21 protein-coding genes are annotated in these 23295 nt (G+C 72.4%); 17 read left to right on the forward strand and 4 right to left on the reverse strand.

The annotated features are described in order from the left end of the window. Positions 1-75: 75 nt before the first annotated feature. The gene (locus tag ACWENQ_RS17600; RefSeq protein WP_452415098.1) at positions 76-900 is read right to left on the reverse strand and encodes an alpha/beta fold hydrolase; all 825 of its coding nucleotides are present in this window, start codon (positions 898-900) and stop codon (positions 76-78) included. A gap of 383 nt (positions 901-1283) precedes the next feature. On the opposite strand from ACWENQ_RS17600, the gene ACWENQ_RS17605 reads away from it, so the two are divergent. The 12 genes from ACWENQ_RS17605 (at position 1284) to ACWENQ_RS17660 (ending at position 15783) form a co-directional block, all read left to right on the forward strand. After that, entirely contained in the window at positions 1284-1562 is a 279-nt protein-coding gene (locus ACWENQ_RS17605; protein WP_354913371.1) for an FmdB family zinc ribbon protein, read from the forward strand. A gap of 125 nt (positions 1563-1687) precedes the next feature. Beyond that, on the forward strand, positions 1688-2347 hold the full coding sequence (locus ACWENQ_RS17610; RefSeq protein ID WP_449922668.1) for an AmiS/UreI family transporter: 660 nt from the start codon (positions 1688-1690) through the stop codon (positions 2345-2347). An 87-nt stretch (positions 2348-2434) separates the two neighbouring features. Beyond that, positions 2435-3682 carry a formamidase gene (fmdA, locus tag ACWENQ_RS17615; protein ID WP_354913368.1) on the forward strand — a complete coding sequence of 416 codons (1248 nt, stop codon included), beginning with the start codon at positions 2435-2437 and terminating at the stop codon, positions 3680-3682. Positions 3683-4053: 371 nt separating this feature from the next. Beyond that, entirely contained in the window at positions 4054-4482 is a 429-nt protein-coding gene (locus ACWENQ_RS17620; RefSeq protein ID WP_354913367.1) for a hypothetical protein, read from the forward strand. Positions 4483-4687: 205 nt separating this feature from the next. Further along, positions 4688-8791: a hypothetical protein gene (locus ACWENQ_RS17625; RefSeq protein ID WP_452415100.1), complete on the forward strand. Its 4104-nt coding sequence runs from the start codon at positions 4688-4690 to the stop codon at positions 8789-8791. Positions 8792-8854: 63 nt separating this feature from the next. Next, positions 8855-9157, forward strand: coding sequence for an antibiotic biosynthesis monooxygenase family protein (locus ACWENQ_RS17630; RefSeq protein WP_354913363.1), 303 nt, complete (start codon positions 8855-8857; stop codon positions 9155-9157). 168 nt (positions 9158-9325) lie between these two features. Beyond that, entirely contained in the window at positions 9326-11161 is a 1836-nt protein-coding gene (locus ACWENQ_RS17635; RefSeq protein ID WP_452415102.1) for an ABC transporter substrate-binding protein, read from the forward strand. After that, positions 11154-12161 (forward strand): ABC transporter permease, encoded by a 1008-nt coding sequence (locus tag ACWENQ_RS17640; RefSeq protein ID WP_449922661.1) that lies wholly within the window; start codon positions 11154-11156, stop codon positions 12159-12161. Before ACWENQ_RS17635 ends, ACWENQ_RS17640 begins: the two co-directional genes overlap by 8 nt. Next, complete coding sequence (locus tag ACWENQ_RS17645; protein ID WP_354913357.1) at positions 12158-12976, forward strand: ABC transporter permease; 819 nt, start codon at positions 12158-12160, stop codon at positions 12974-12976. Before ACWENQ_RS17640 ends, ACWENQ_RS17645 begins: the two co-directional genes overlap by 4 nt. Further along, on the forward strand, positions 12969-13934 hold the full coding sequence (locus ACWENQ_RS17650) for an ABC transporter ATP-binding protein (RefSeq protein WP_452415104.1): 966 nt from the start codon (positions 12969-12971) through the stop codon (positions 13932-13934). Before ACWENQ_RS17645 ends, ACWENQ_RS17650 begins: the two co-directional genes overlap by 8 nt. Then, entirely contained in the window at positions 13931-14824 is an 894-nt protein-coding gene (locus ACWENQ_RS17655) for an ABC transporter ATP-binding protein (RefSeq protein WP_449922657.1), read from the forward strand. The genes ACWENQ_RS17650 and ACWENQ_RS17655 overlap by 4 nt, the downstream gene beginning before the upstream one ends. Beyond that, positions 14821-15783, forward strand: coding sequence for a S66 peptidase family protein (locus tag ACWENQ_RS17660; protein WP_452415106.1), 963 nt, complete (start codon positions 14821-14823; stop codon positions 15781-15783). Before ACWENQ_RS17655 ends, ACWENQ_RS17660 begins: the two co-directional genes overlap by 4 nt. A 19-nt stretch (positions 15784-15802) precedes the next feature. Here the strand turns inward: ACWENQ_RS17660 and ACWENQ_RS17665 are convergent, their stop codons facing one another. Further along, a complete protein-coding gene (locus ACWENQ_RS17665; RefSeq protein WP_452415108.1) occupies positions 15803-16774 on the reverse strand; it encodes an adenylate/guanylate cyclase domain-containing protein in 972 nt (323 codons plus the stop codon). Positions 16775-16818: 44 nt separating this feature from the next. Here ACWENQ_RS17665 and ACWENQ_RS17670 point away from each other — a divergent pair, with 44 nt between their 5' ends. Together ACWENQ_RS17670 and ACWENQ_RS17675 are read left to right on the forward strand one after the other, a co-directional pair. Further along, a complete protein-coding gene (locus ACWENQ_RS17670) occupies positions 16819-17505 on the forward strand; it encodes a sugar phosphate isomerase/epimerase family protein (protein WP_452415110.1) in 687 nt (228 codons plus the stop codon). Further along, positions 17502-18578, forward strand: coding sequence for a Gfo/Idh/MocA family protein (locus tag ACWENQ_RS17675; protein WP_449922649.1), 1077 nt, complete (start codon positions 17502-17504; stop codon positions 18576-18578). Before ACWENQ_RS17670 ends, ACWENQ_RS17675 begins: the two co-directional genes overlap by 4 nt. Positions 18579-18618: 40 nt before the next feature. On the opposite strand, the gene ACWENQ_RS17680 is transcribed toward ACWENQ_RS17675, so the two are convergent. Beyond that, on the reverse strand, positions 18619-19593 hold the full coding sequence (locus tag ACWENQ_RS17680; RefSeq protein ID WP_354913343.1) for an aldo/keto reductase: 975 nt from the start codon (positions 19591-19593) through the stop codon (positions 18619-18621). Positions 19594-19655: 62 nt separating this feature from the next. On the opposite strand from ACWENQ_RS17680, the gene ACWENQ_RS17685 reads away from it, so the two are divergent. Both ACWENQ_RS17685 and ACWENQ_RS17690 read left to right on the forward strand, forming a co-directional pair. Then, a complete protein-coding gene (locus tag ACWENQ_RS17685) occupies positions 19656-20561 on the forward strand; it encodes a LysR family transcriptional regulator (protein WP_449922646.1) in 906 nt (301 codons plus the stop codon). An 89-nt stretch (positions 20562-20650) separates the two neighbouring features. Continuing rightward, positions 20651-21625, forward strand: a complete 975-nt coding sequence (locus ACWENQ_RS17690) for an acetylxylan esterase (protein WP_449922644.1) — start codon at positions 20651-20653, stop codon at positions 21623-21625. A gap of 19 nt (positions 21626-21644) precedes the next feature. Here ACWENQ_RS17690 and ACWENQ_RS17695 read toward each other — a convergent pair whose 3' ends face one another. Beyond that, positions 21645-22262, reverse strand: coding sequence for a bifunctional 4-hydroxy-2-oxoglutarate aldolase/2-dehydro-3-deoxy-phosphogluconate aldolase (locus tag ACWENQ_RS17695; protein ID WP_449922642.1), 618 nt, complete (start codon positions 22260-22262; stop codon positions 21645-21647). 85 nt (positions 22263-22347) lie between these two features. Here ACWENQ_RS17695 and ACWENQ_RS17700 point away from each other — a divergent pair, with 85 nt between their 5' ends. Beyond that, positions 22348-23292: a sugar kinase gene (locus tag ACWENQ_RS17700; protein ID WP_449922640.1), complete on the forward strand. Its 945-nt coding sequence runs from the start codon at positions 22348-22350 to the stop codon at positions 23290-23292. Positions 23293-23295 lie beyond the last annotated feature (3 nt).

Genomic DNA, 23295 nt, shown 5'->3' on the forward strand with positions numbered 1-23295 from the left:
GCTGCGAGCGGCGGGGCCAGGCGGCACGGGGAACGGCGCCGGCCTGGCCTCCTCCGATCGTGCGTTCGGTCCATCTCAGCCGCGCAGCACCTCGTCCAGCCTGGCGGCGAACGGCCCGGCCGCCGTGGTGAACCCGGCGTGGTCGCCGGGGAAGACCACCGGCTCGACGCCCAGGGCCTCGGCCAGCGCGATCGCCGTACGGCGGGCCAGCTGCCCGTCGGTGGTCTCGCCGATGCCGACCACGATCCTGGGCCGGCCGGCCCGCAGCGTCTCCACGTCGGGCCGGAAGCGGCTCAGCGGCCTGACCCCGTGCGCCAGGAAGAAGGCGAGGTTGCCGCCCATCCTGCCGAACATCTCCATCTGCTCGGGTGTCGGCGGCTCCTGCGGCGGGGTGGGGGCGTTCTCGCCCATGCCGATGAGCTCCTCGAACCGCTTCATGCCCGCCGGCACCCCCTCGCGGTGGTAGGCCGCCTCGACCTCGAGCATTCCCGCGGTGACCGTGTCGGCGTCGGGCAGCAGCGCGACGCACGGCGGCTCGTGCGCGACCAGCGTGTGGACCAGCGAGGGGTGCCTGGCGGCCAGATTGAGGGCGATCTGGGCGCCGCCGCTGCTGCCGAGCACGTACGCGGGCGCGCCGCCGAGCGCGGTGAGCAGCGCCGCCGCGTCGTCGCCGTGGACGTCGACGTCCTGGTCGAGGGTGGGGTCGTCGGGAACGCTGCGCGAGTTGCCGCGCGGGTCGTAGGAGACGACCGTGTAGCGGTCGGCGAGCGGGGCGGCGATGGCCGAGAAGATGCCCGCGTCCGTGGGGCCGCCGGGGATCATCAGCAGGATCGGGCCCGAGCCCTGCACCTCGTAGTAGAGCTGCGCGCCGGGCACCTGCAAGGTCTCTGTCTTCGTCATGCGAGGAGCCTCTCACCGACAAATTTTTTTGTCAAGGGCCTCTCGTTGGCCGGGCCCGGCGACCGCGCGGTCTCCGGGGCGCCGGACTGCCGCGACGACCGGGCCGGATCCGTCAAACGTCCGGCAAATCCTCACGCGTCATCGGAAGAGCAGTCGGCGTCGCGTTAAAAACCTGGCTACATCCCACCGGCATGCGCGGCGGTTGAGTTACAGTTCTCCGCTTTCCCCCTCAAAACAGCGCGCCGAGCCGCCCTTACCGCCGGATTGACATGGCGTTGAGGAAGAGGTTGCCTGAAGTATGCCTAGATCGCCGTGGACCGGCGACGGGTCTGCGGTGCCGAAGGCCGGAGAAGTGCGAGCTTGATCTCTGGCGGAGGATGCCTATGGCAATCTACGAGTACCGCTGCGCCGATTGCGGGCGATTCGAGGTGCGGCTGCCGATAGGCACCGCCACGACGACGTGCGACTGCCCCACCTGTCAACGCCCTGCCCAACGGGTCTTCTCCTCGCCGTACCTCAGCCGGGTCGCCCCGGCCGTGGCCGCCGCGCGCGCCAGCGAGGAACGCAGCCAGGAGGCGCCCGAGGTCGTCACGAGCGTGCCACCGGCGCGGCGGCGCAGGTCGCCGCCGCACCCCGCGCTGTCGCGCCTGCCCCGGCCCTGACAACGGAATCAACGCGGACACGCGTGCGTGAACCGCTCACGCGCGCGTACGAACACGGCGGCACCCACCGGGCCGTCCGGCGTGGGTGATGCCGCCACACCACAACACCAGGAGGTGCGTCGCTCATGGGAGCCGTCGGACTGCTCTACGTCGGCGCGGTGCTCTTCATCAACGGACTGATGCTCCTGAAGAAGGTGGAACCGCGCGCGGCAGGCGTCTTCAACCTCTTCGTCGGGACGCTGCAGGTGATAACGCCCACGGTGCTGATCATCACCAGCGGTGGGGACGCGTTGACGATCCTCGGCGCGTCGGGGATCTATCTCTTCGGTTTCACCTACCTCTACGTCGGGATCAACCTGCTCGGCGGGTTCGACTCGACTGGAGTCGGCTACTTCTCGCTGTTCGTGGCCATCATGGCGCTCGGGTACTCGTGGGCGAACTTCCAGCTCCTCGGTGATCCGGCGTTCGGCGTCATCTGGCTCTACTGGTCGTACCTGTGGTTCCTCTTCTTCGTGCTGCTGGGCCTGAAGAACGAGCAGATCACCACGTACACGGGCTGGGTCACGGCGATCGAGGGATGGGTCACGGCGGCGATCCCCGCGTTCATGGTCCTCACCGGCTACTGGCGGAACACCAACGTCATCGCGATCGTCCTCGCCGTGTTCGGCCTGGTGGTCTTCATCGCGCTGTGGCCGCTGACCCGCAAGCGGGAGCCCGCCCCCGCCGAGCCGACGCCGAGCGACCAGCTGGGCGCGGAAGGCAGGCGCCGGCCCCGTTGGACGTGAGACGAGGAGATCCGCAACCGGGAAGGAGGTGATGCCCGCGCCGCCATCGAGTCTCCACCGACACCATCAGCAAGGAAGGCATGCACCATGCCCAATGTCGTCTTCGGCGTCGACCAATCGATGTCCATGCGCGACCAGAAGATCCCCGGGCACAACCGCTGGCACCCGGACATCCCGGTGGCCGACATGGTACGTCCAGGGGACGAGTTCCGAGTCGAGTGCAGGGAATGGACCGACGCCCAGATAGGCAACAACGACTCCGCCAACGACGTACGCGACGTCGACCTGACCGTCGCGCACGTGCTGAGCGGACCCATCGGGGTGGACGGCGCCGAGCCGGGCGACCTGCTGGTCGTCGACATCCTCGACCTCGGCGCCGTGCCACAGCAGGTCGGGGACGCGCCAGGACAGGGATGGGGGTACACCGGCATCTTCGCCAAGGCGAACGGCGGTGGATTCCTGACCGACTACTTCCCTGACGCCTACAAGGCGATCTGGGATTTCCACGGACAGGTCGCCACATCCCGTCACCTGCCAGGTGTCCGCTACACCGGCATCACCCACCCCGGGCTCTTCGGCACCGCGCCATCGGCCGAGCTGCTCGCCGCCTGGAACCGCCGGGAGCAGGCACTCATCGACACCGATCCGGATCGGGTCCCGCCGCTCGGCCTGCCACCGCTGGCCGAGAACGTCATCGCCGGTACGGCGGGCGGCGACGTGGCCCAGCGGGTCGCCAGCGAGGGCGCCCGCACCGTTCCGGCACGGGAGAACGGCGGAAACCACGACATCAAGAACTTCACCCGCGGGGCCAGGGTCTTCTACCCCGTGCACGTGAAGGACGCGAAGCTCTCCGGAGGTGACCTGCACTTCAGTCAGGGCGACGGCGAGATCACCTTCTGCGGGGCGATCGAGATGGGCGGTTACATCGACTTCCACGTCGACCTCATCAAGGGCGGCATGGAGAAGTACGGTGTCACCACCAACCCGCTCTTCATGCCCGGCAACGTCGAGCCTCGCTACTCGGAGTTCCTGTCGTTCATCGGGATCTCCGTCGACCACGACACCGACACCAACTACTACCTCGACGCGACGGTGGCCTACCGCAGAGCATGCCTCAACGCCGTCGAGTACCTCAAGAGGTGGGGCTACTCCGGAGAGCAGGCCTACCTGCTCCTCGGCTCGGCGCCGATCGAGGGGCGTGTCAGCGGCATCGTCGACATTCCCAACGCTTGCTGCTCGCTCTACCTGCCCACGGCGATCTTCGACTTCGACGTCCGTCCGAACCCGGAGGGGCCCGTCAGGAAGGAACGCGGGCAGTGCGCGGTGACGAGCTGACCGCCACCGAGGGCCGGACGGCCCTCGCGGACAGGAACGGCCGCCGCGCGATCCTTGATCGGTGAGGAGGAGCAACACGGAGCGCGCGGCGGCCGTGATCGCGCCATTTCCGGCTATTGACCGGCCTGCCGGTTTATTAAAGTTTTGGTCTGTTTATCGGTATCTTGGGTTTCCTGGGTGATTCGGGGTCAAGCGCCTTCCGTGCCAGGTCGGAGGCGCTTTCGCGGTGTGTCGCGATCATTCTGTCGACAGTCAAACCGGCCGACCAAGTACGAAGAATGCGCAAAAATCCGGTTATTCTCGCGTGTAGTCCGCAACCCCAGCCAACTCCCGGCCACGAGTACGCGCCGGCCACGTCGAAGGGTTGATTCATGAACAATGACGCCGTGTGGGTCCGTAGCGTGACGGGCATCCAGTTGCACCACACCACGGACCTCCAGGACGCCAGCCGATTCCTGGGCAACGCGGTGATGGCGCTGCGAGCCGCGCACGTACGAACGGGCGACGGCCGGTACTTCGACCTCGCCGACCAGCTCAAGGTCATGGTGGCCGAGGCGCGCACGCTGGAGGGCCAGGCCAGGGAGCGCATGCAGGCGCTGCACTCCGCCGACCCCCAGCAGTTCGTCCGCTGCCGCGAGGGCGAGGAGCCCTGGCCCGACGAGATCCAGGCGGGCTTCGTGCCCCGCCATACCTGCAACGATCGGTGCCTCTACCACGATCACGACGTGCTGGACGCCATCATGCAGTGCATCTGCGCCCGTCCCCCGTGCCGGGCCTGCGCCATCGCCGGCGCCCCGTGACGCGAGCGGTACGGCTCGTCACCCGGCACACCCCTGCGCGGTGAACCTTCTGCGCCCGGCGTGCGAAGGTCCCTGAGCGCCACGGTGGACAGGCGCGGACTTGACCCGATCCGTCAGTAAATCCGGACTTGACGGATTGTGGGCAGGTATGGTCGGCTCTTACCTTTCGTGATCAGTCGGCCACATATCCGGGGGAAAGCCAGTCATGCCGCGGCTGTCCTGTGTCCTGCTCGTCTGCGCGCTGGTCGCCGGCGTGCCCACGGCGGCGCACGCCGTACCCGTGACCGGGCGAGCACCGGCCGGTGCGGCGGAGGCCGGATGGCGCGCCGCCGCCGAGGACGGCAGGCCGCGGATCGAGCTGGTACCCCGGGTGCGGGTCCCGGCGGCGGCGCAGGCGGGTACTGCACGCAGGCCCTCCCTGGCGGCAGGGGCCGGAGCCGAACGGCCCCAGGGCCCGGGCGAGCCGGCCGTGACGATCCCCGCAGGCCCTACGCTGGTCGACCAGGTGATCGCCGAGGCCGGCAAGCGGATGTCGGGGCCGGCCCCCTCACCCGAGCTCGTCCTGCCCGCCGCCGAGCCGGGCGGGCTGACCCTGCTGCCGGTCCCGAAGGGCCACAGGCTTCCGCTGCCGCCCGAGATCCGCCTCCCCGTGGTGGGAGAGGGGGTGCCGGTGGCCACGTTCAAGCTGTGCGCGTCCAGTGCCGCGCTGCCCGCCGCGTGCTCCTCCGCGCGGCCGGTGGCCACGCCCGTCCAGGCGGACGTCACCGGCGACGGCATGCCCGACCTGCTCGCCACGCTGGTGCCGCAGCAGGCCGAGGGCGAGCGGGCCGGCATCGGCTTCGGCGTCGTTCAGCTCGGCGGCCCCGTCAAGGCGCAGGTGTGGGCGGAGTACGCGGTCGGTTCCGGCACGGTGGTGAAGGTCGGCTTCGACGGCTACCGCAGGGGCACCGCGCTGGCGGGCCGCGACTGGGGCGTCTTCACCGTCGACCTGCCCGCGCTCGCGGCCGGGCGCGTCGACGTGCGGGCGACCGTACGGCGCAGCGCCCCCGGATCCTCCGCCGCCACCATCGCGGGACTGGAGGGCAAGGCCGTGGTCAGCCTGCGCCAGACGCCTGCCACCGAACGCTTCAGCGCCCACGCCAGGCTCGACGGCGGCCGCAGCGCGCTGACCGCCACCGCCTCGGCGCCCGCCGAGCTCGACGCCCTCGTGGTCGCGGAGCGGCGCCGGTTCACCCAGGTGACGGTGGACCGGATGGGCACCCGGCTGACCGCCGAGCTGACCAGGCCCGGTGCCGTCCACTTCGCCGGCACCGCGCCCATCGCCAGGGCGAGCTTCCACGACTACGTGTTCAGCGACGGCAGGCTGTCCAGGGCCGCCGGGCTGTCGATCACCCGGCTGCCGCGCGAGTTCCGCGCCACCGCCACACCCCAGGGGCTGTCGGTCACCTCCGGCGCGCCCCGGGCCAAGGCCGCCGACCTGAGCTTCTACGACGCCGCCAGGGACCAGACGGTCGTCAGCGCGCGCCTGACCGGACTTCCGGCGACCATGACCGTCGAGCACGACGCCGCCGCCAACCGGATCGTCCACACCGCCAGCTCGCCCATGGGTCAGCTGACACTGCTGCTCCAGCGCGGGCAGGGCGCGATCGCCGCCCTGCCCGGCGACCATGTCACCATGATCAAGGACGGTGGCCGGCTGGGGGTCTCGGGCAGGCTGGCCGGGGTGGCGGGCTTCGACGCCACGTACGGCGCCGCGCCGCGCGTCCGGCTCGAGCTGGGGTCTGGCGGCAGGCCGTTCACCGGGGCGGCCGACATCGACGGGACGCACCTGGCCAGGCTGGAGATCTCCAACACGCCCGCGAAGGTGACCGCGGACCTGGATCCCGTCGCCCGCACGGCCCGCTACACCGCGCGCGGGACCATCGAACGGCTGCGCGCCGCCTACGCCAACCGGAAGACGGGTCTGAGCGTCGACGCGAGCGTGCGCGGAGTCAGGGGGCGCGTCAAGGCGTCGTGGGCGCTCGGCCCGACGACGACCGTGGAGGTGGCCGCCCCCGGCAGGCTCGGCCGGATCGACCTGCACGCGGGCGCGCCGCAGGGGGTGGTGCGGGCGAGCGTGAAGGGGGTGCGCGGGCACCTCACCGCGGTGGCCGACACGGTGGGCAGGCGGCTGGAGTGGACCGCCGACGCGCCTGTCGCCTCGGTCGTGGCGTCGGCGAGGGCGGGGGAGCTGCGCGCCGGTTTCACCGTCACGGGGGTACCCGCCCGCTGGGCGGCCACCTGGGCCCTCCCCGGCACCCCGCCCTCACCCGGCACCCCGCCCTCACCGGGCACCCCGCCCTCACCGGGAACCGCGCCCTCGCCTGGCACCCAGCCTTCCGTCACTCCGGCGGTCACCCGCACTCCGGCGGCCACCGGCACCCCCGCCGCCACCCAGGTGAGCTTCCGGGGGCTGTCCGGCCCCATCGGCTCGGCGACGATCGCCGTCGCCAACCACGCCGACGCCACCGCGCCCACCGGCCCGCACCTGGCCGCCCACCACGACGCCGGCACCGGCAGGTTCGACGCCAGCGTCCGCCTCGACGGCCTGCGCAGGGCCGACCTCGCCGGGAACGCGACCGGCACCGGGTTCACCGCCGACGTGCAGGCCGCCCGCCGTCCCCTCGCCGTGGACGCCGACCTGCGCACCGCCACGGGAGACCGCTTCGGGGCCGCGGCCACGCTCGGCCCCGCCCCCGGCCGTATCGCGATCTCCAGCGCGAACGGCCGGCTGACCTACGACGCCTCCACCGTCAACCTCGCCGGCCAGGTGTGGCTCGGCAACGCCGCCGATGTCCCCGACGCGCCGCACGTCAAGGGCGGGATCTCGCTCGTCGACGGCGGCACCCCCGCGCGGCCCGGCCTGCGGGCCCACGTCGACCTCGAGGGACTGCCCGGCACGGTGGACGTCGACCTGGCCAGGAAGACCTTCACCTTCTCCGGCTTCCACCCGGCGGGCCGCAGACTGGCCCTCTACCTCGACAGCCGCGTGCTGGCCCCGGTCCCGATCAGGGCCAGCGCCACCCTCACCGGGCTGCCGTCCGCGGTCACCCGCATGACCGTCGGCCCGTTCGCCCTGCAGGGGCAGTCCGTCACGGCCGGCTACGCCGTCGAACCCGCCGCCACGCTCGGCAGCCTGGAGGTCCGCGCCGAGGCCGACCAGGGCAGGCTGCGCGGCCGGGTGCTCGTCGACCCCGTGCCCGCCGCGGTCTCGGTCACCGGCGCGTACGGCGGCCGCACCAGGATCCGGGTGCGCAACTCCGCCCCGGTGGAGCGCCTGGAGGCGGCCGTGACGTCGGGCGCGGCGACGGGATCGCTGCGGTTCACGGACGTCCCCTCGGTCTTCGGCCTCGACGCCGACACCAACGCCTCGGCCCTGCGGCTGCCCACGCTCACCTACAAGGCCGACGCCGGCACCCTCGACGGGCTGCTCGCCGTCCAGGCGGGACTGATCGAGAAGGTCTACCGGCCGTCGCGGGGCCGTGTGCTCGACACCGTCCTGGAGGTCGGCGACCTGGCCGCCGACACCACCGCCAGAATCAACCCCGACCTGTCCATCGACCTGGCCTCCAAGCCATCGCCCACCCGGTTGCTGCGCGCCCGCACGGGGCTGGAGCTGGAGCCCGTGCCGGCGCGGAAGGTCTCGGCCCGCAAGGACGTGCCGTACGCGGGCGGCTTCCTCGCCTACCGGCTCGACGGCCGGTTCGGGCTCGGTCCGAGCAGGATCGACGAGGTGACGATCGCCGTGCACGCGATGTCGTGGCTGCGGATCCGTCCCGGCAAGGTGCCTTTCGGGGCGGCGGCGCCGGCGGCCTTCGGGTTCGTCTCGCCCGGGTTCGAGGGCGGCTACGACCGGCTCGACCTGCGGGCACGCGGGGTGGACCTGCGGCCCGACGTCCGGCTGGACGTCAAGGTCACCCGGAGCGTCGGCGCCGACGTGTTCGCCGAGCGGGTGCGGATGGGCAGGGCCACCTCGCTGCGGCTGCGCCGCTACGACCAGCGGATGCGGCCCATCAGCTCCAGGCAGGCGATCACGGCGGGCAGCGTGCCGCTGGCGTGCGTGACGGTCGGCACCAAGCCGGGCGTCGTGCCCGTCCGGCGGGGCGACACGCTGACGCTGCGCGGGGCGGAAGGGCCGCAGATGGTCTCGCTGCTCGACCCGGGTGGCCAGGTGCCCGGGTACGCGATCGACCTGCTCACCCACTTCATGTCGCCGTTCCCCGGGGCGGAGTGGAAGGTCTCCTCGGTCGAGGCGGGCCGCTGCGACTAGGCCGGGCATCCGGGCGGGCCGCGGGCATCTATGAAGGGACACCGCACCCGTACGGAGGAACCCATGATCGCCCGGATCTGGCACGGCGCCACCCCGATCGAGAAGTCAGCCGACTACCTGAGACTGATGCGGGAGGTCGCGATCCCCGACTACCGGTCGACGCCGGGCTGCCGGGGCGCCTACGTGTTGCGTCGTGAGGAGGGCGACGTCGCCCACTTCATCACGCTCACCTTCTGGGACAGCGAGGAGTCGGTCGCCGCGTTCGCGGGCGACGACGTCACCGTCGCCAAGTACTACGACTTCGACGCCGACTACCTGCTGGAGCAGGAGCCTCGGGTGACCCACCACGACCTGTACGACCGGTGAAGCCGCCGCTGCCGGCCGGCTGGCACCGGGGCGCCGCCGGCTGGCTGCCGGCCGCCGCGCAGCCTCGAAAAGTTGAGGGGTGAGGCTCACAAGCGTTCACGATCGTTGGGGTGATGCTCGCGGGTCGCCAGCATTCCTACATCCCCACCCCCCGAGGAGCACACCCCGATGTGGATTGGAAAAGCGCTGCTCGCCTCCGCGCTGCTGACCACCGCGGCCGTCCCCGCCGCGACCGCCTCCGCCGCGACCGCGCCCGCCGCCACCGCGCCCGCCCGGGAGACGACGCTGCGGGTGAAGATGTCGGGATCGGGCGTCGACACGCTCAACCCCTTCCTCGCCTTCTTCAACGGCGCGCTCGACATCTTCGGCACGATCTACCCCTCGCTCAACTCCCTCGACGAGAACGGCAAGCCCGGACCCTACCTGGCGACCTCGTGGACCCAGGGCCCCGACCAGCTGACCTGGACCTTCAAGCTGCGGGAAGGGCTGAAGTGGAGCGACGGGCGGCCGATCACCGCCGAGGACGCCGCCTGGACCCTCGAGCTGATCAGGACCGACACGGTGGCGGGCACCGCCAACGGCTCGCTGGTCAGCAACTTCGAGAAGGTGACCGCGCCCGATCCCACCACGCTGGTGATCAAGACCAAGAAGCCGCAGGCGAACGTCATGTACGTCAGCATCCCGATCAGCGGGATCCCCATCGTGCCCAAGCACGTCTGGGAGCCGCAGGTGAAGGGGCTGAAGGACTACAAGAACGACGCCTTCCCCGTCGTCGGCTACGGGCCGTGGACGCTCACCGACTACAAGCCCGAGCAGTACGCCAAGTTCGACGCCAACAAGGACTTCGTGCTCGGCGCGCCCGGCTTCGACCACATGGTCCAGCAGAGCTTCAAGGAGTCGGACGCGGCCGTGGCTGCGCTGCGCAGCGGCCAGCTCGACTACATCAACGGCGTCAACCCGACCCAGTTCACCGCGCTGAAGGGCGACCCGTCGCTGCTGGCCGTCCAGGAGGTGGGCAACGGCTGGACGGGCATCGAGCTGAACCCCGGCGCCAAGACCCGCAGCGGCAAGCCCATCGGGACGGGCCACCCCGCGCTGCGCGAGCAGGTGGTGCGTGACGCGATCGCGCTGGCCATCGACAAGCCGACGCTGGTCACCAAGGTCATCAACGGCCTCGGCCAGCTCGGACACGGCTACCTGCCGCCCGCCTGGCCGCAGTGGAGCTGGAAGCCCACCGCCGAGGAGGAGCAGCGCTTCGACCCCGCCAAGGCCAACCAGCTGCTCGACTCCGCCGGCTACGCCAAGGGCGCCGACGGCGTCCGGGTCGACCCGAAGAGCGGCAAGCCGCTGGCCTTCAGGCTCGGCACCCACTCCGACGACTCCGCCGACGCGGCCATCTCCACCTACCTCGTCGGCTGGCTGCAGGCGATCGGCATCAAGCTGACCATCCAGCCGCTCAGCATGAGCGCGCTCAACAGCGACCTGGCCAAGGGCGACTGGGACATCCTGATGGACGGCTGGACCACCGGGCCCGACCCCACCTACCTGCTGGGCATCCAGACCTGCGCCGTCCTGCCGAAGGACGACGGCACCGGCGGCAACACCGAGGCCTACTACTGCGACAAGGACTACGACGCCCTGTTCGAGCGGCAGCTCACCAGCGCCGACCCCGCCGAGAGGGCCGGGATCGTCGCGGAGATGCAGCGCATGCTGTACCGGGCGAACGTCGACCAGATCCTCTACTACGCCAACACCCTCGACGTGGCCCGCACCGACACCGTGCGGGGCATCGTCACCGGCACGCCGAACGCCGAGGGGCTCCACCCGGCGCAGACCGCCTTCTGGAGCTACCTCAAGGCCAGCCCGCCTGCCGTGGCCAAGGCGCCGGCCGCCGGCGGTGGCGGCGGCTCAGGGGTGTGGCTCGGGCTGGGCGCGCTGGTGATCGTCGCCGTCGGCGGCGTGCTGGTGGTCCGCCGCAGGAAGACGGCGGGCGACCGTGAGTAGCCTCGCGTCACGCGGCGGGGCGGCCTCCGGTACGGCGGTGCGCGGCCTCGGCCGCCACCTCGCCGAGAAGCTCGCCGCCGCCGTGGTCAGCTTCTTCGTCACGCTCGTCATCGGCTTCGTCATCTTCAGCCTCATGCCGGCCGACCCGGTCAGGACCCTCACCCGGGGCCGTCCCACCAGCGAGGCCCAGCTGGCCCAGCTGCGCCTGCAGCTCGGCCTCGACGATCCGCTGTGGCGGCGCTTCCTGTCCTTCGTCGGCGACACCCTGCGCGGCGAGCTGGGCTACTCCTGGCAGTTCCAGCAGCAGGTCTCCACCCTGGTCGCCGATCGGCTCGGCCCCACGCTGCTGCTCATGGGCACCTCGGCGGTCATCTCGGTCGCGCTCGGGCTGTGGCTGGGCATGCGCAGCGGCTGGCGGCAGGGCAGCGTGTTCGACAGGATCACCTCGGGCGCCTCGCTCACCCTCTGGTCGGTGCCGACGTTCTGGCTCGGCATGATCCTGCTGGTGGCCTTCAGCATCCCGGGGCTGTTGCCCGCGGGTGGGATGAGCGACCCGTCGCTGCCCGGGACCGACGTGCTCGACGTGGCCCGTCACCTGGTGCTGCCCTGCCTCACCATGGTTCTGGTGATCTTCGCGCAGTACGTGACGATCATGCGGTCCTCGATCATCGACGAGCGGGGCGCGGCCTACCTGCTCACCGCCCGCGCCAAGGGCCTCACCGACGGGGGCGTGCGCCGCAGGCACGCCGCGCCCAACGCCCTGCTGCCCTCGGTCACCATGATCTTCATGCACCTCGGCACGCTGGTCAGCGGCGCGATCACCGTCGAGGCCGTCTACTCGTGGCCGGGACTCGGCTACCTCACCTACCAGGCACTCAAGATCCCCGACCTGCCCCTTCTCCAGGGCACGTTCATCATCTTCAGCGCGAGCGTGATCATCATGAACCTGCTGGCCGACCTCGCCTACCGCTTCCTCGACCCGAGGGTGCGTGCCCAATGAGGTCGCTGTTCTGGGGCGTGGGCGTGCTGGCCGCCTTCGCGCTGCTGGCCCTCACCGCCCCCCTCTACATCGGCGACGCCGACCTCAACGTCGTCAAGGTCACCGGACCGCAGCTGTCGCCGCCCGTGGGCGGCTACCCGCTGGGCACCGACCAGGCCGGACGCTCGGTGCTGCTCCTGGTCATCTGGGGCGCGCGGGAGTCGCTGGCCATCGGGCTGATCGCCACCGCGCTCACGGTACTGCTCGGCAGCGCCGTCGGCCTGCTGGCCGGGCACTACCAGGGCATGATCGGCAAGGCGCTCATGCACGTCACCGACTGGTTCATCGCGCTGCCCAGCCTCCCGCTGGCCATCTCGCTGTCGGCGGTGCTCGGCCAGGGCGCGGCCTCCATCACCATCGCCATCGCCGTCACCTCGTGGACGGCCACCGCCCGCCTGGTCCGTGCCCAGACGCTCGCCGTGGAGGCCAGGCCGTTCATCGAGCGGGCCAGGGTCCTCGGCGCCGGCAACGCCCAGGTGATGCTGCGTCACGTGCTGCCCAACGTCCTGCCGCTGATCCTGGTCTCCAGCACGCTGACCGTCGCGTCGGCGATCCTGTCGGAGGCGACGCTGACCTTCCTCGGCCTGGGCGACCCGACCAGCGTGACCTGGGGCTCCATGCTGCAGGCCGCGTTCGCCGGCGGGGCGGTCACCGCGGGAGCGTGGTGGTACCTGCTGCCGCCCGGCGTCGCGATCCTCATCGTCGTGCTCGGCTTCACGCTCACCGGGCGGGCCGTCGAGCACCTGCTCGACCCCAGGAGGTCCGCTCATGCTTGAGGTGCGCGACCTCACCGTCAGCTACGGCACCCGTGACGGCGCCGCCCAGGCCGTGCGCGGCGTGAGCTTCACGCTCGAGCGCGGCCAGACGCTCGGCGTCGCGGGCGAGTCGGGGTGCGGCAAGTCGACGATGGCGCTCAGCCTGCTGCGGCTGCTGCCCGCCACCGCCCGCGTCACCGGCCAGGTGCTGTTCGAAGGGGAGGACCTGCTCACCGCGCGGTGGGACAGGCTGCGGGCCGTCCGCTGGAACGCCGTCTCGGTGGTCTTCCAGGGCGCGATGAGCGCGCTCAACCCGGTCCGCACGGTCGGCGACCAGATCTGCGAGCCGATCCTGCTGCACGACAGGGTGGGCGTGAAGGCCGCGCGCGGGCGGGCCGCCGAACTGCTGGAGGCGGTGGGCGTGCCCGCGCGGAGGGCGGGCGACTACCCGCACGAGTTCTCCGGCGGGCAGCGGCAGCGCATCATGATCGCGATGGCGCTGGCCTGCCGCCCCGACCTGATCGTCGCCGACGAGCCGACGACCGCGCTCGACGTGATGGTGCAGGCGCAGATCCTGCGGCTGCTCGGCGACCTGGTCCGCGAGTCGGGCATCGGGGTCATCATGATCAGCCACGATCTGGCGGTCCTGGCGCAGATGTGCGAGCGCCTCGCGGTCATGTACGCGGGCCGGATCGTCGAGACGGGCCCGGCCAAGGAGCTGATCGCCGACCCCCGCCACCCCTACACCAGAGCGCTGGCCAGGGCCTTCCCCACCATCGGCGACCCGGCCTCGAGGCTGGCGCCCGAGGGACTGCCGGGCGACCCGCCGCGGCTCGCCGACCTCGGCGACGGCTGCGCGTTCGCGCCCCGGTGCGAGTCGGCGGGGCCCGCGTGCCGTACCGGGGCGATGGAGTTGTGGCCGAGCGGCGAGGGTCGCGCGGCGGCCTGCGTGCACGTGCTGGAGGGAGGGGCGTCATGACGCCGGTGCTGGAGGCGCGCGGGCTGGAGATCGCCTACGGGCGGGCCCGCGCGGTCGACGGGGTCGACATCGAGGTACGGCAGGGCGAGATCGTCGCGCTCGTCGGCGAGTCGGGCTGCGGCAAGTCCAGCCTGGCCCGCGCGCTCGTCGGCCTGGTCAGGCCCACGCGCGGCGAGGTCCGCTACCGGGGCGCGCCCCTGGACTACCGGCGGCTCAAGGAGTACCGCCGCCACGTCCAGCTCATCCTGCAGGACCCGGGCGGCGCGCTGAACCCCCGGCAGACCGTCAGGGCGGCCGTCGCCGAGGGCCCTCGCCTGCACGGGCTGAAGGATGACAGGGTGACCTCGGCGCTGGCCAGGGCGGGGCTGCGGCCACCCGAGGACTACCTCGGGCGCTACCCGCACGAGCTGTCCGGCGGGCAGCAGCAGCGCGTCGTCATCGCGGGCGCGCTGGCCCTCGAACCCTCGGTGATCGTCGCCGACGAGCCCGTCGCCTCGCTCGACGCCTCGGTCAGGGGCGAGATTCTCAAGCTCATCCTCGGCCTCAGGGACGAGCTCGGGATGTCGGCCCTGGTCGTCACCCACGACCTCGGGCTGGCCTGGAACATCGCCGACAGGGTCGCGGTGATGTACCTCGGCCGGATCGTCGAGTCGGGCACCGTCGAGGAGGTGCTGATCAGGCCCCGCCACCCCTACACCAGGGCCATGCTCGCCGCCGCGTCGGGCACGGCGACGCCGCTGCAGGGCGAACCGCCCGACCCCGCCCGCATCCCCGCGGGGTGCCGCTTCCATCCCCGCTGTCCCAGCCGTACCGACGAGTGCGGCACGATCGACCCGCCCGTGCTCGCGGGAGTCGCCTGCCATCTCACGCCTTTGGAGGAGATTTCGTGATCCGTCCACCCGCTCTGCGTCCCGGCGACCGCGTGGCGGTGATCGCCGCCAGTGGCCCGCCCAACCAGGCCAACCTCGACAGAGGTCTGCGCGCCATGGAGACGGTGGGGCTCAAGCCCGAGGTCTTCAGCGCCGTGCGCATGGGCGGCACCGAGTACGACTACCTGGCCGGCGACGACGTCACCCGGGCGCGCGAGCTGACCGCCGCGCTCGCCGACCCCTCCTTCGCGGCCGTCTTCTGCGCCTGCGGCGGGTACGGCATGCAGCGCACGCTCGAACTGGTCGACTGGTCGCGCGTCCCCGCCGACCGGCCGAAGGTCGTGGTCGGCTACTCCGACGTCACCGCCCTGCTGGAGGCGCTGGCCGCCAAGCTCGGCTGGGTCTCCCTGTTCGGCCCCATGGTCGCCTGCGACGGCTTCTACGAGGGACCGGGACAGTACGACTTCGACCAGCTGATGAAGCTGCTGTTCACCCCCGAGCAGGTGCGCGAGCTGACCTTCCCCGACTTCAGGACCGTCGTGCCCGGCGTCGCCGAGGGCCACACGCTCGGCGGCACCGCGACCCTGCTGGCCGCCTCCCTCGGCACCGACACCAGCCTGCCCGCCCGCGATGCCATCCTCTTCCTCGAGGACGTCGACGAGGAGCTGTTCCGGCTCGACCGCTACATCACCCAGCTGCGCCGCGCCACCTACAGCGACGGGGTGGCGGGCATCCTGCTGGGCACCTTCACCGACTGCGGCGAGCCGCGCGACGTCGAGCGCATGCTGGTCGAACGGCTCGGCGACCTCGGGGTGCCCGTCATGGCGGGCGCCGACATCGGCCACGGCATCGCCATGCAGACCTACCCGATCGGCGTGCGGGCCCGCCTCGACACCGAGCGCGGCACGTTGACCTTCCTGGAGCCCGTGCTCACCCCGCCCGCCGTCCACGACGAGGCCGGCGGAGCCGAGCCGGCCTGAGAGCGCTCCGCGGGGCGCCTCAGTCGCGGGGCGCCCTGCGGACCACGGACGGCAGCAGCTCGCCCAGCCCCTTGGCGGTCATCGGCTCGGCGGGCACCAGGGTGAAGCCCGGGGAGGCGGACAGGTCCTCGGCGAGCGCCGGGTCGGCCAGGACGCCACCGGCGGGCGCCAGCGACGTCAACCTGCTGGCCAGGTTGACGGTCGTGCCGAACACGTCGCCCATCCTGCTGATCACCGGGCCGATCGCCAGGCCCACCCGCAGGTCGGGCATGGCCCGGTCGGGGGCGTGCACCTCCAGCAGCCGCAGCGCGATCTCGGCGGCCACCCGGGCCAGATCGGCCACGAACAGCACCGAGTCGCCCAGCGTCTTGACCACCCTGCCGCCCGAGGAGGTGACGACGTCTGCCGACCGGCCCTCGAACCGCTCCACCAGCCCCGCCAGCTCCTTCTCCGCGATCTGGCGGCTGAGCCTGGTGAATCCGACCATGTCGGCGAAGCCGACGGCCAGCCGTACGGTGCCGACCTCCTGGTCCACGATGCGGCCCGCGGCCGAGGCGAGCTGGCGGCGCCAGGTGTAGACCAGCAGCTGTTCCAGGGAGGGCACCACGCGGTCGGCGCGCGCCCGCCAGGCCTCCGGGCGCTTGGCCAGCGGCACGCCCGCCAGGTCGAGCGTCTCGGCGCCCAGCTCGGCCTGGGACTCGGCCAGGCTCGCCGTCGCCCTGCCGAGCGCCCTGGTCACCAGGAGCATGTGCTCCTCGTCGTAGCAGCCGTCGCTGACCAGGGCGACCAGCGTCTTCAGCGCCTCGACGTCGGCCTCGGTGAAGACGACCGCGTCGTCGGCGACGTTCGGGAATCCCAGCGCGCGCCAGTAGCGCCGCGCGCGGTAGACCGGCACCCCGGCCATCGCGGCGACCTGACGGCTGGTGTAGCGCCTGGGCTGGCGAAGGAAGGCCTCCGACAGCAGGTCGATCTGGGACTCGTCGACCGTCATGGGGACATTGCACCACACACCTGGCGTAGTTAGCGTTCAACACCATGAGGTCTTATGCCGTCCAGCTCTACACCCTCCGAGACCATCTGGCCGCCGACCCCACCGCCACCCTTTCCAGACTCGCCTCCCTCGGCTACGAGGCGGTCGAGCCGTTCACCCTCACCCCCGTCGAAGGCTTCGAGATCCACTCCGCGCACGCCCCGCTGCTGGGCCCCGACAGGGAGGAGTACCTGAAGATCGCCGGCACGCTCATCGTGCCCATGGTGGACCCGGCGGAGTTCACCACCGCGGAGGGGATCAGCAGGACCGCCGACGCACTGAACGCCGCGGCCGCCTGGGGGACGGAACGCGGGGTGCGCGTGGGCTACCACAACCACCACTGGGAGCTGGCCTCGCACGTCGGCGGGCGGCACGCCCTCGAGGCGCTGGCCGACCTGCTGGACCCCGGAGTGATCCTGGAAGTGGACGTCTACTGGGCCGCGGTCGGCGGCGCCGACGTCCCCGAGCTGCTCGGCAGGCTGGGGGAGCGGGTGCGGTTCCTGCACGTCAAGGACGGCCCGGCCAACCTGAAGGACCCGATGACCGCCGTGGGCGCGGGCACGCTGCCCATCCCCGACATCCTCGCCGCCGCGCCGCAGGCCATGCGGGTGGTCGAGCTCGACCGGTGCGCCACCGACATCTTCGAGGCGCTGGCCGACTCCCTCGCCTACCTGCGCGAGGTGGACCGGTGACCGGTGTCGCGATCGTGGGGTGCGGCAACATCAGCAGGCGCTACCTCGACAACTTCGCCGCCATGCCCGAGCTGCGCGTGGTCGCCTGCGCGGACCTGGACGCGGACCGGGCCAGAGCCGCCGCCGAGAAGTACGGCGTGCCTGTCGCGGGAGAGGTGTCGCAGGTCCTCGACCACCCCGACGTCGAGATCGTCGTCAACCTGACCGTGCCCGCCGCGCACGCCGAGGTCGCCATGGCGGCCGTCGCCGCCGGACGGCACGTCTACAACGAGAAACCCCTCACGCTCGACCCCGCCACCGGCCGCGAGCTGCTGGCCGCCGCCGAGCGGGCCGGGGTCAGGGTGGGCTGCGCGCCCGACACCTTCCTCGGCGCGGGACTGCAGACCGTCGCCCGCGCCCTGGCGGACGGCGCCATCGGCAGGCCGCTGTCGGCGATCACGATCCTGCAGGGCCCCGGCCCCGAACGCTGGCACCCCAGCCCCGAGTTCTTCTTCAAACCCGGCGCCGGACCGCTGTTCGACATGGGCCCCTACTACCTGACGGCCCTGGCCGTGCTGTTCGGCCCCGTCACGAAAGTGGCGGCCAACGGCAGCAGGGCGCACGCCCGGCGCACGGTCGGCTCAGGCCCGCTGGCCGGCTCCGTCTTCGACGTCGAGGTGCTCACCCACGTCAGCGCGCTGCTGGAGTTCGCCGGCGGGCAGCGCGCCACGACCGTCTTCTCCTTCGACTCGCCGCTGGCCCGCGGCGACTTCCTCGAACTCACCGGCACCGAGGCCACGCTCGCCGCGCCCGACCCGAACAACTTCACCGGCCCGGTACGGCTGCGCCGTACCGGAGCGCCCGATTGGACCGACTTACCGGTGGAGGGCACCACCCTGGGACGCGGCATCGGCGTGCTCGAGATGGCCCGCGCCATCGCGGCGGGACGGCCGCACCGGGCCTCCGGCGAGCTGGCGGCGCACGTGGTGGAGGTGATGGCGGCGATACTCCAGTCGGCGGAGGAGGGACGCTTCGTCCCCGTCACCTCCACGTTCGTTCCTCCCGAGGTGTGGGAGGACCACCCGGCCGGCTGACCCCGGCTGGTGAGGCGGTCGCGCCACGTGCTGCCGCGCCCTACAGCAGCGTGGCGCCGACCGCCTGGAAGCCGGCCAGCGCGCGGTCCAGCCGGGCCAGCGTGTCAGGGTGCAGGGTGATGCCGGCCGTCTCCAGGTTCTCGGTGATGTGCGCGGGCGTCCTGCTGCCGGGGATCGGGACGACGTGCTCGTCCTGGTGCAGCAGCCAGGCCAGCGCGAGCTGGGCCGGGGTGATGCCGAGCTCGACGGCCAGCGTCCTGATCGGCGCGAACCTGTCGTTGTTCGTGGCCAGGTTGGCCGGGTCGAAGCGCGGCGCGTTGTGCCGGAAGTCGCCCTCCTCGAGCTTGGTGACGCCTCCCGTGAGGAAGCCGGAGCCCAGCGGGCTCCAGGCCACCATGCCGACGCCCAGCTCCCGTGCCGTCGCCAGCAGGTCCGGCTCGATCGGGCGCCACATCGACCACTCGACCTGCACCGCCGTGATCGGCAGAACGGCGTGCGCCGCGCGCAGCTGCCCGGCGGTCACGTTGGACAGGCCCGCGTGCCGTACCAGACCGGCCCGCACCAGGTCGGCGACCGCGCCCATGGTGTCCTCGACGGGCACGCCGGGGTCGGGGTAGTGCAGGTAGTACAGGTCGATCACGTCCGTGTCCAGGTTGCGCAGGCTGCGCTCGGCGTACCCTCGCACCAGCGAGGGGTCGGCGTTGCCGCGCAGCTCGCCGAAGGCGTAGCCCACGGGGATCGAACGGGTCTCCACCCCGGGCGGGACGGCCAGCCCGAACTTGGTCGCCACCACGACCTCGTCCCGCCTGCCCTTGACGGCCCTGCCGACGAGGCGCTCGTTGTGCCCGTCGGGCCCGTAGGCGTCGCTGGTGTCGATGTGGGTGCCGCCGTGATCCATGGCGTGCCGCAGCGCGGTCAGCGCCGAGTCGTCGTCGATCTGCCCGTAGATGCCGGGCGAAAGGACCATCGCCCCGAAGCCGATCGGCGGGACGGTGAGCGTGCCAAGAGTTCTCATGTCTCCGAGCATCCGCCCCCGGGTCCGGGCCGGTCCAAGACATGCCGGTATAACCGATGGTTATGGACATCCATCTGCGGGAGCTGCGGTACTTCGTCGCCGCCGCCGAGGACCTGCACGTGACACGGGCGGCCGAGCGGCTCTTCGTCTCCCAGCCCGCGCTGTCCAAGCAGCTCAGGGCGCTCGAGCGGCAGATCGGCTGCACGCTGTTCGACCGGGTGCCGGGCGGCCTGGCGCTCACCCGCCAGGGGGCGGCGCTGCTGCCCGTCGCCCGCGACCTGCTCGCCCGGTGGGACGAGGGTCTCGACCTGGTACGGCAGGCCGCCCCCACGGGAACGCTCGTCGTCGGCCTGCAGACCGCCGTCGGCAGGGGCATCCAGGCCGAGGCGCTGCGCCGCTTCAGGGAACGCATGCCGGGCTGGACGGTGTCGCTGCGCGTGGTCGGGTGGGAGGACCCGAGCGCGGGACTGGCCGACGGCACCTCGGACGTGGCCTTCCTGTGGTTGCCCGCGCCCGAGGGGATCGCGACCTTCGTGCTGTCGACCGAGCGGCGCTTCGTCACCCTGCCGGAGGCGCACCCGCTGGCCGGCCGGGAGGAGATCGCCTTCGCCGACCTCAGGGACGAGCCGTTCGTCGCGCTGCCCGCGGCGGCGGGGCCGATGAGGGAGTTCTGGCTCGGCAGGCCCGACGCGGTCGTCGGCGCGGAGGCGAGCTCGGCCGACGAGGTCTTCGAGGCGGTGCTGGCCGGGCTGGGCCTGGTCCTGCTGGCGGAGGGCAACGCCCAGCTGTACAAGCGTCCTGGGCTGGTCAGCCGGCCGGTCGGCGGGCTGTCGCCGGCCCGCCTGGCCATCGGGTGGCGGGCCGGCGACCACCGCCCCGCGGTGACCGCCTTCCTGGAGGCGCTGGCCGCCGTGGTCGGCCCGGACGGCCCGCACGGCCCGGAGGACCCGCACGGCGCGGACGGCTGATCATGGCGCAGGGCGGGAGTCCGGATAGCGCTTTCAGTGACGGGTGAGGTGGAATGTCAGGAGTTGACCTCTGACCTTCGGGAGACCCTGTGCCCCTGTTCGACCTCCCCCTCGACCGGTTGCGCGAGTACCGCCCGGAGCGTGACGAGCCCGCCGACTTCGACGCGTTCTGGAGCGACACTCTCGCCGAGGCCGCCGAGCACGATCTGGCTCCCTCGTTCACGCCCTACGACATCCCGCTGACCGCCGTGGACGTCTACGACACCTCCTTCGCCGGCTGGGGCGGCCACCGGATCAACGCGTGGCTGATCGTGCCGCGCGGGGCCGAGGGCCCCCTGCCCTGCATGGTGCAGTACATCGGCTACTCGGGCGGCAGGGGCTTCCCCCACGACCACCTCACCTGGCCGGCCGCGGGCCTGGCCGTCCTGGTGGTCGACACCCGCGGGCAGGGCGCGCACAGCCCCACCAGCCCCGGCGCCACCGCCGACCCGCACGGCGGCCGGTCGCCGCAGGCGCCCGGCATGATGACCAGAGGCATCCTCGACCCCGCCGACTACTACTACCGACGGGTGTTCACCGACGCCGTGCGGGCGGTGGACGTGGCCGCGGGACACCCGGCCGTCGACGCGGGCAGGATCGTGGTGTCGGGCGCCAGCCAGGGCGGCGGCATCGCCCAGGCGGTCGCCGCGCTGCGTCCCACGGTGCGGGGGGCGCTGATCGACGTCCCGTTCCTCACCCACTTCCGCAGGGCGGTCGAGATCACCGGCCGCGACCCCTACCAGGAGATCGTCCGCTTCCTGGCCACCCAGCGGGCCGACGCCGGCACCGTGTTCCGCACGCTGTCCTACTTCGACGGCCTGAACTTCGCCGCGCGCGGCCAGGTGCCGGCGCTGTACTCGGTGGCGCTGATGGACGACGTCTGCCCGCCCTCGACGGTGTTCGCCGCCTACAACCACTGGCAGGCGGACAAGGAGATCACCGTCTGGCCGTGGAACAACCACGAGGGTGGCGGCGGTTTCCAGCGGGAGGAGCAGCTCAGGTACGTGGCCAAACTCCTGGCCTAGGCATACTCGGCGTGGATCGTCAGCGGGCGGCGCGGAGCGCCGCGAGCAGGCCGTGGACGCGTGAGGGGGCCTCGCGCGGCGCGCCGCGGGTGAGCTCGCCGCCGATGCCGACGGCCACCGCGCCCGCGGCGATCCACTCGGGCGCGGTGGCGGCGCTGATCCCGCCCGTCGGGACGATCGGCGCCTGCGGCAGCGCCTGCAGGATGTCGCGCAGCGCCTGCGGGGAGCTCTGCGTCGCGGGGAACAGCTTGACCAGGTCGGCGCCGGCCTCCAGCGCCCTGACGATCTCGGTCGGCGTCAGGGCTCCGGCGACCACCGGCACGCCGTGGCGGTGGCCCGCGCGGATCACGCCCGCGTCGAGCGTGGGGCAGACCAGGAAGCGGGCGCCCGCCTCGATCGCCATTCCGGCCTGGACCGCGTCGAGCACGGTGCCCGCGCCGACGAGCGCGCCGGTGGCCAGCTCGCGGACGGCGGCCAGCGCGCCGGGCGTCGACAGCGACACCTCGACGGCGGCAAGCCCGGCGGCCGACAGCCGCCTGCCGTACGTGACGGCGGTCTCGGCGGACGGTGCGCGGATGATGCCGATCACGCGGTCGGCCACCAGGCGTTCGGTCAGCCGCCACCGGAAGTCACGCACCGGGAGCCCCCGTCCACAATCATGAGTGATGAGATGATTTCCCGGCACTGGTGGAAAAGCAAACCCGCGAGCGATGGGGGATGTGGTGACGCGTCCTGACGTGGTCGGTGTCGGAGAGGCGATGGTGCTGCTCCAGCCCGCCGAAGGAGAGCGCCTGGCGACCGCCGGGCGGATGGGCGTGCACGTCGGCGGCGCCGAGCTGAACGTGTGCGCGGCCGTCGCCCGGCTCGGCGGCACGGCCTGGTTCGCCTCGCGCGTGGGCGCCGACCCGTTCGGCGAGCGGGTCCTGGCCGTCGCCGCGTCCCTCGGCGTCGGCACCTGCCTGGTCGGCCGCGACGGCACCAGGCCGACCGGCGTGTTCTTCAAGGAGGTGCTGCCGGACGGGGTCAGGCGCGTGCACTACTACCGGTCGGGGTCGGCCGCGGCCGGGATGGACGACAGCGACGCCGCCGCGATCCTCGACGCCCGGCCGAGGGCGATCGTCGTCAGCGGCATCACGATCGCCCTCGGCGAAGGGCCCGAGCGGCTGGTCCGGGCCCTGGCCGAAGGCGCGCGCTCAGCGGGGGCGCTGCTGGTCGTCGACCCCAACCTGCGCCCGGCGCTCGGCCGCCAGGACCGCGTGCTGGCCACGGTACTCGACCTGCTGCCGCGCACCGACCTGCTGGTTCTCGGCCAGGACGAGGCGGAACCGCTGTTCGGCGCCACGGCACCCGCCGACGTGTTCGCCGCCGCCCTGGCGCGCCGCCCCGAGGGCGTCGAGGTCGTGCTGAAGGCCGGCGCGGACGGCGTCTACTATCACGGCGAGGACGGCGCGGCCGGCCACCTGCCGAGCGCCGCGCGGGTGGTGCGCGACCCGGTTGGCGCGGGAGACGCGCTGCTCGGCGGCTACCTGGCCGCCAGGCTCTCCGGCGCCACGCGCGAGCACGCCGCTCGGGTGGGCAGCGTGCTCGCCGGGCGCATCGTGGAGGTGCACGGCGACGTCGAGGGCCTTCCCTCCGCCGCCGAGGCCGCCGCGCTCCTGATGGTGTGATCG

This window comes from Nonomuraea sp. NPDC004354 (assembly GCF_053602555.1).

Excerpts from the sequence above, each read along its gene's own strand:
- ACWENQ_RS17600 (WP_452415098.1), bottom strand. The coding sequence starts at position 900 with ATGACGAAGACAGAGACCTTGCAGGTGCCCGGCGCGCAGCTCTACTAC.
- ACWENQ_RS17605 (WP_354913371.1), top strand. The coding sequence starts at position 1,284 with ATGGCAATCTACGAGTACCGCTGCGCCGATTGCGGGCGATTCGAGGTG.
- ACWENQ_RS17610 (WP_449922668.1), top strand. The coding sequence starts at position 1,688 with ATGGGAGCCGTCGGACTGCTCTACGTCGGCGCGGTGCTCTTCATCAAC.
- fmdA (WP_354913368.1), top strand. The coding sequence starts at position 2,435 with ATGCCCAATGTCGTCTTCGGCGTCGACCAATCGATGTCCATGCGCGAC.
- ACWENQ_RS17620 (WP_354913367.1), top strand. The coding sequence starts at position 4,054 with ATGAACAATGACGCCGTGTGGGTCCGTAGCGTGACGGGCATCCAGTTG.
- ACWENQ_RS17625 (WP_452415100.1), top strand. The coding sequence starts at position 4,688 with ATGCCGCGGCTGTCCTGTGTCCTGCTCGTCTGCGCGCTGGTCGCCGGC.
- ACWENQ_RS17630 (WP_354913363.1), top strand. The coding sequence starts at position 8,855 with ATGATCGCCCGGATCTGGCACGGCGCCACCCCGATCGAGAAGTCAGCC.
- ACWENQ_RS17635 (WP_452415102.1), top strand. The coding sequence starts at position 9,326 with ATGTGGATTGGAAAAGCGCTGCTCGCCTCCGCGCTGCTGACCACCGCG.
- ACWENQ_RS17645 (WP_354913357.1), top strand. The coding sequence starts at position 12,158 with ATGAGGTCGCTGTTCTGGGGCGTGGGCGTGCTGGCCGCCTTCGCGCTG.
- ACWENQ_RS17650 (WP_452415104.1), top strand. The coding sequence starts at position 12,969 with ATGCTTGAGGTGCGCGACCTCACCGTCAGCTACGGCACCCGTGACGGC.
- ACWENQ_RS17655 (WP_449922657.1), top strand. The coding sequence starts at position 13,931 with ATGACGCCGGTGCTGGAGGCGCGCGGGCTGGAGATCGCCTACGGGCGG.
- ACWENQ_RS17665 (WP_452415108.1), bottom strand. The coding sequence starts at position 16,774 with ATGACGGTCGACGAGTCCCAGATCGACCTGCTGTCGGAGGCCTTCCTT.
- ACWENQ_RS17670 (WP_452415110.1), top strand. The coding sequence starts at position 16,819 with ATGAGGTCTTATGCCGTCCAGCTCTACACCCTCCGAGACCATCTGGCC.
- ACWENQ_RS17680 (WP_354913343.1), bottom strand. The coding sequence starts at position 19,593 with ATGAGAACTCTTGGCACGCTCACCGTCCCGCCGATCGGCTTCGGGGCG.
- ACWENQ_RS17685 (WP_449922646.1), top strand. The coding sequence starts at position 19,656 with ATGGACATCCATCTGCGGGAGCTGCGGTACTTCGTCGCCGCCGCCGAG.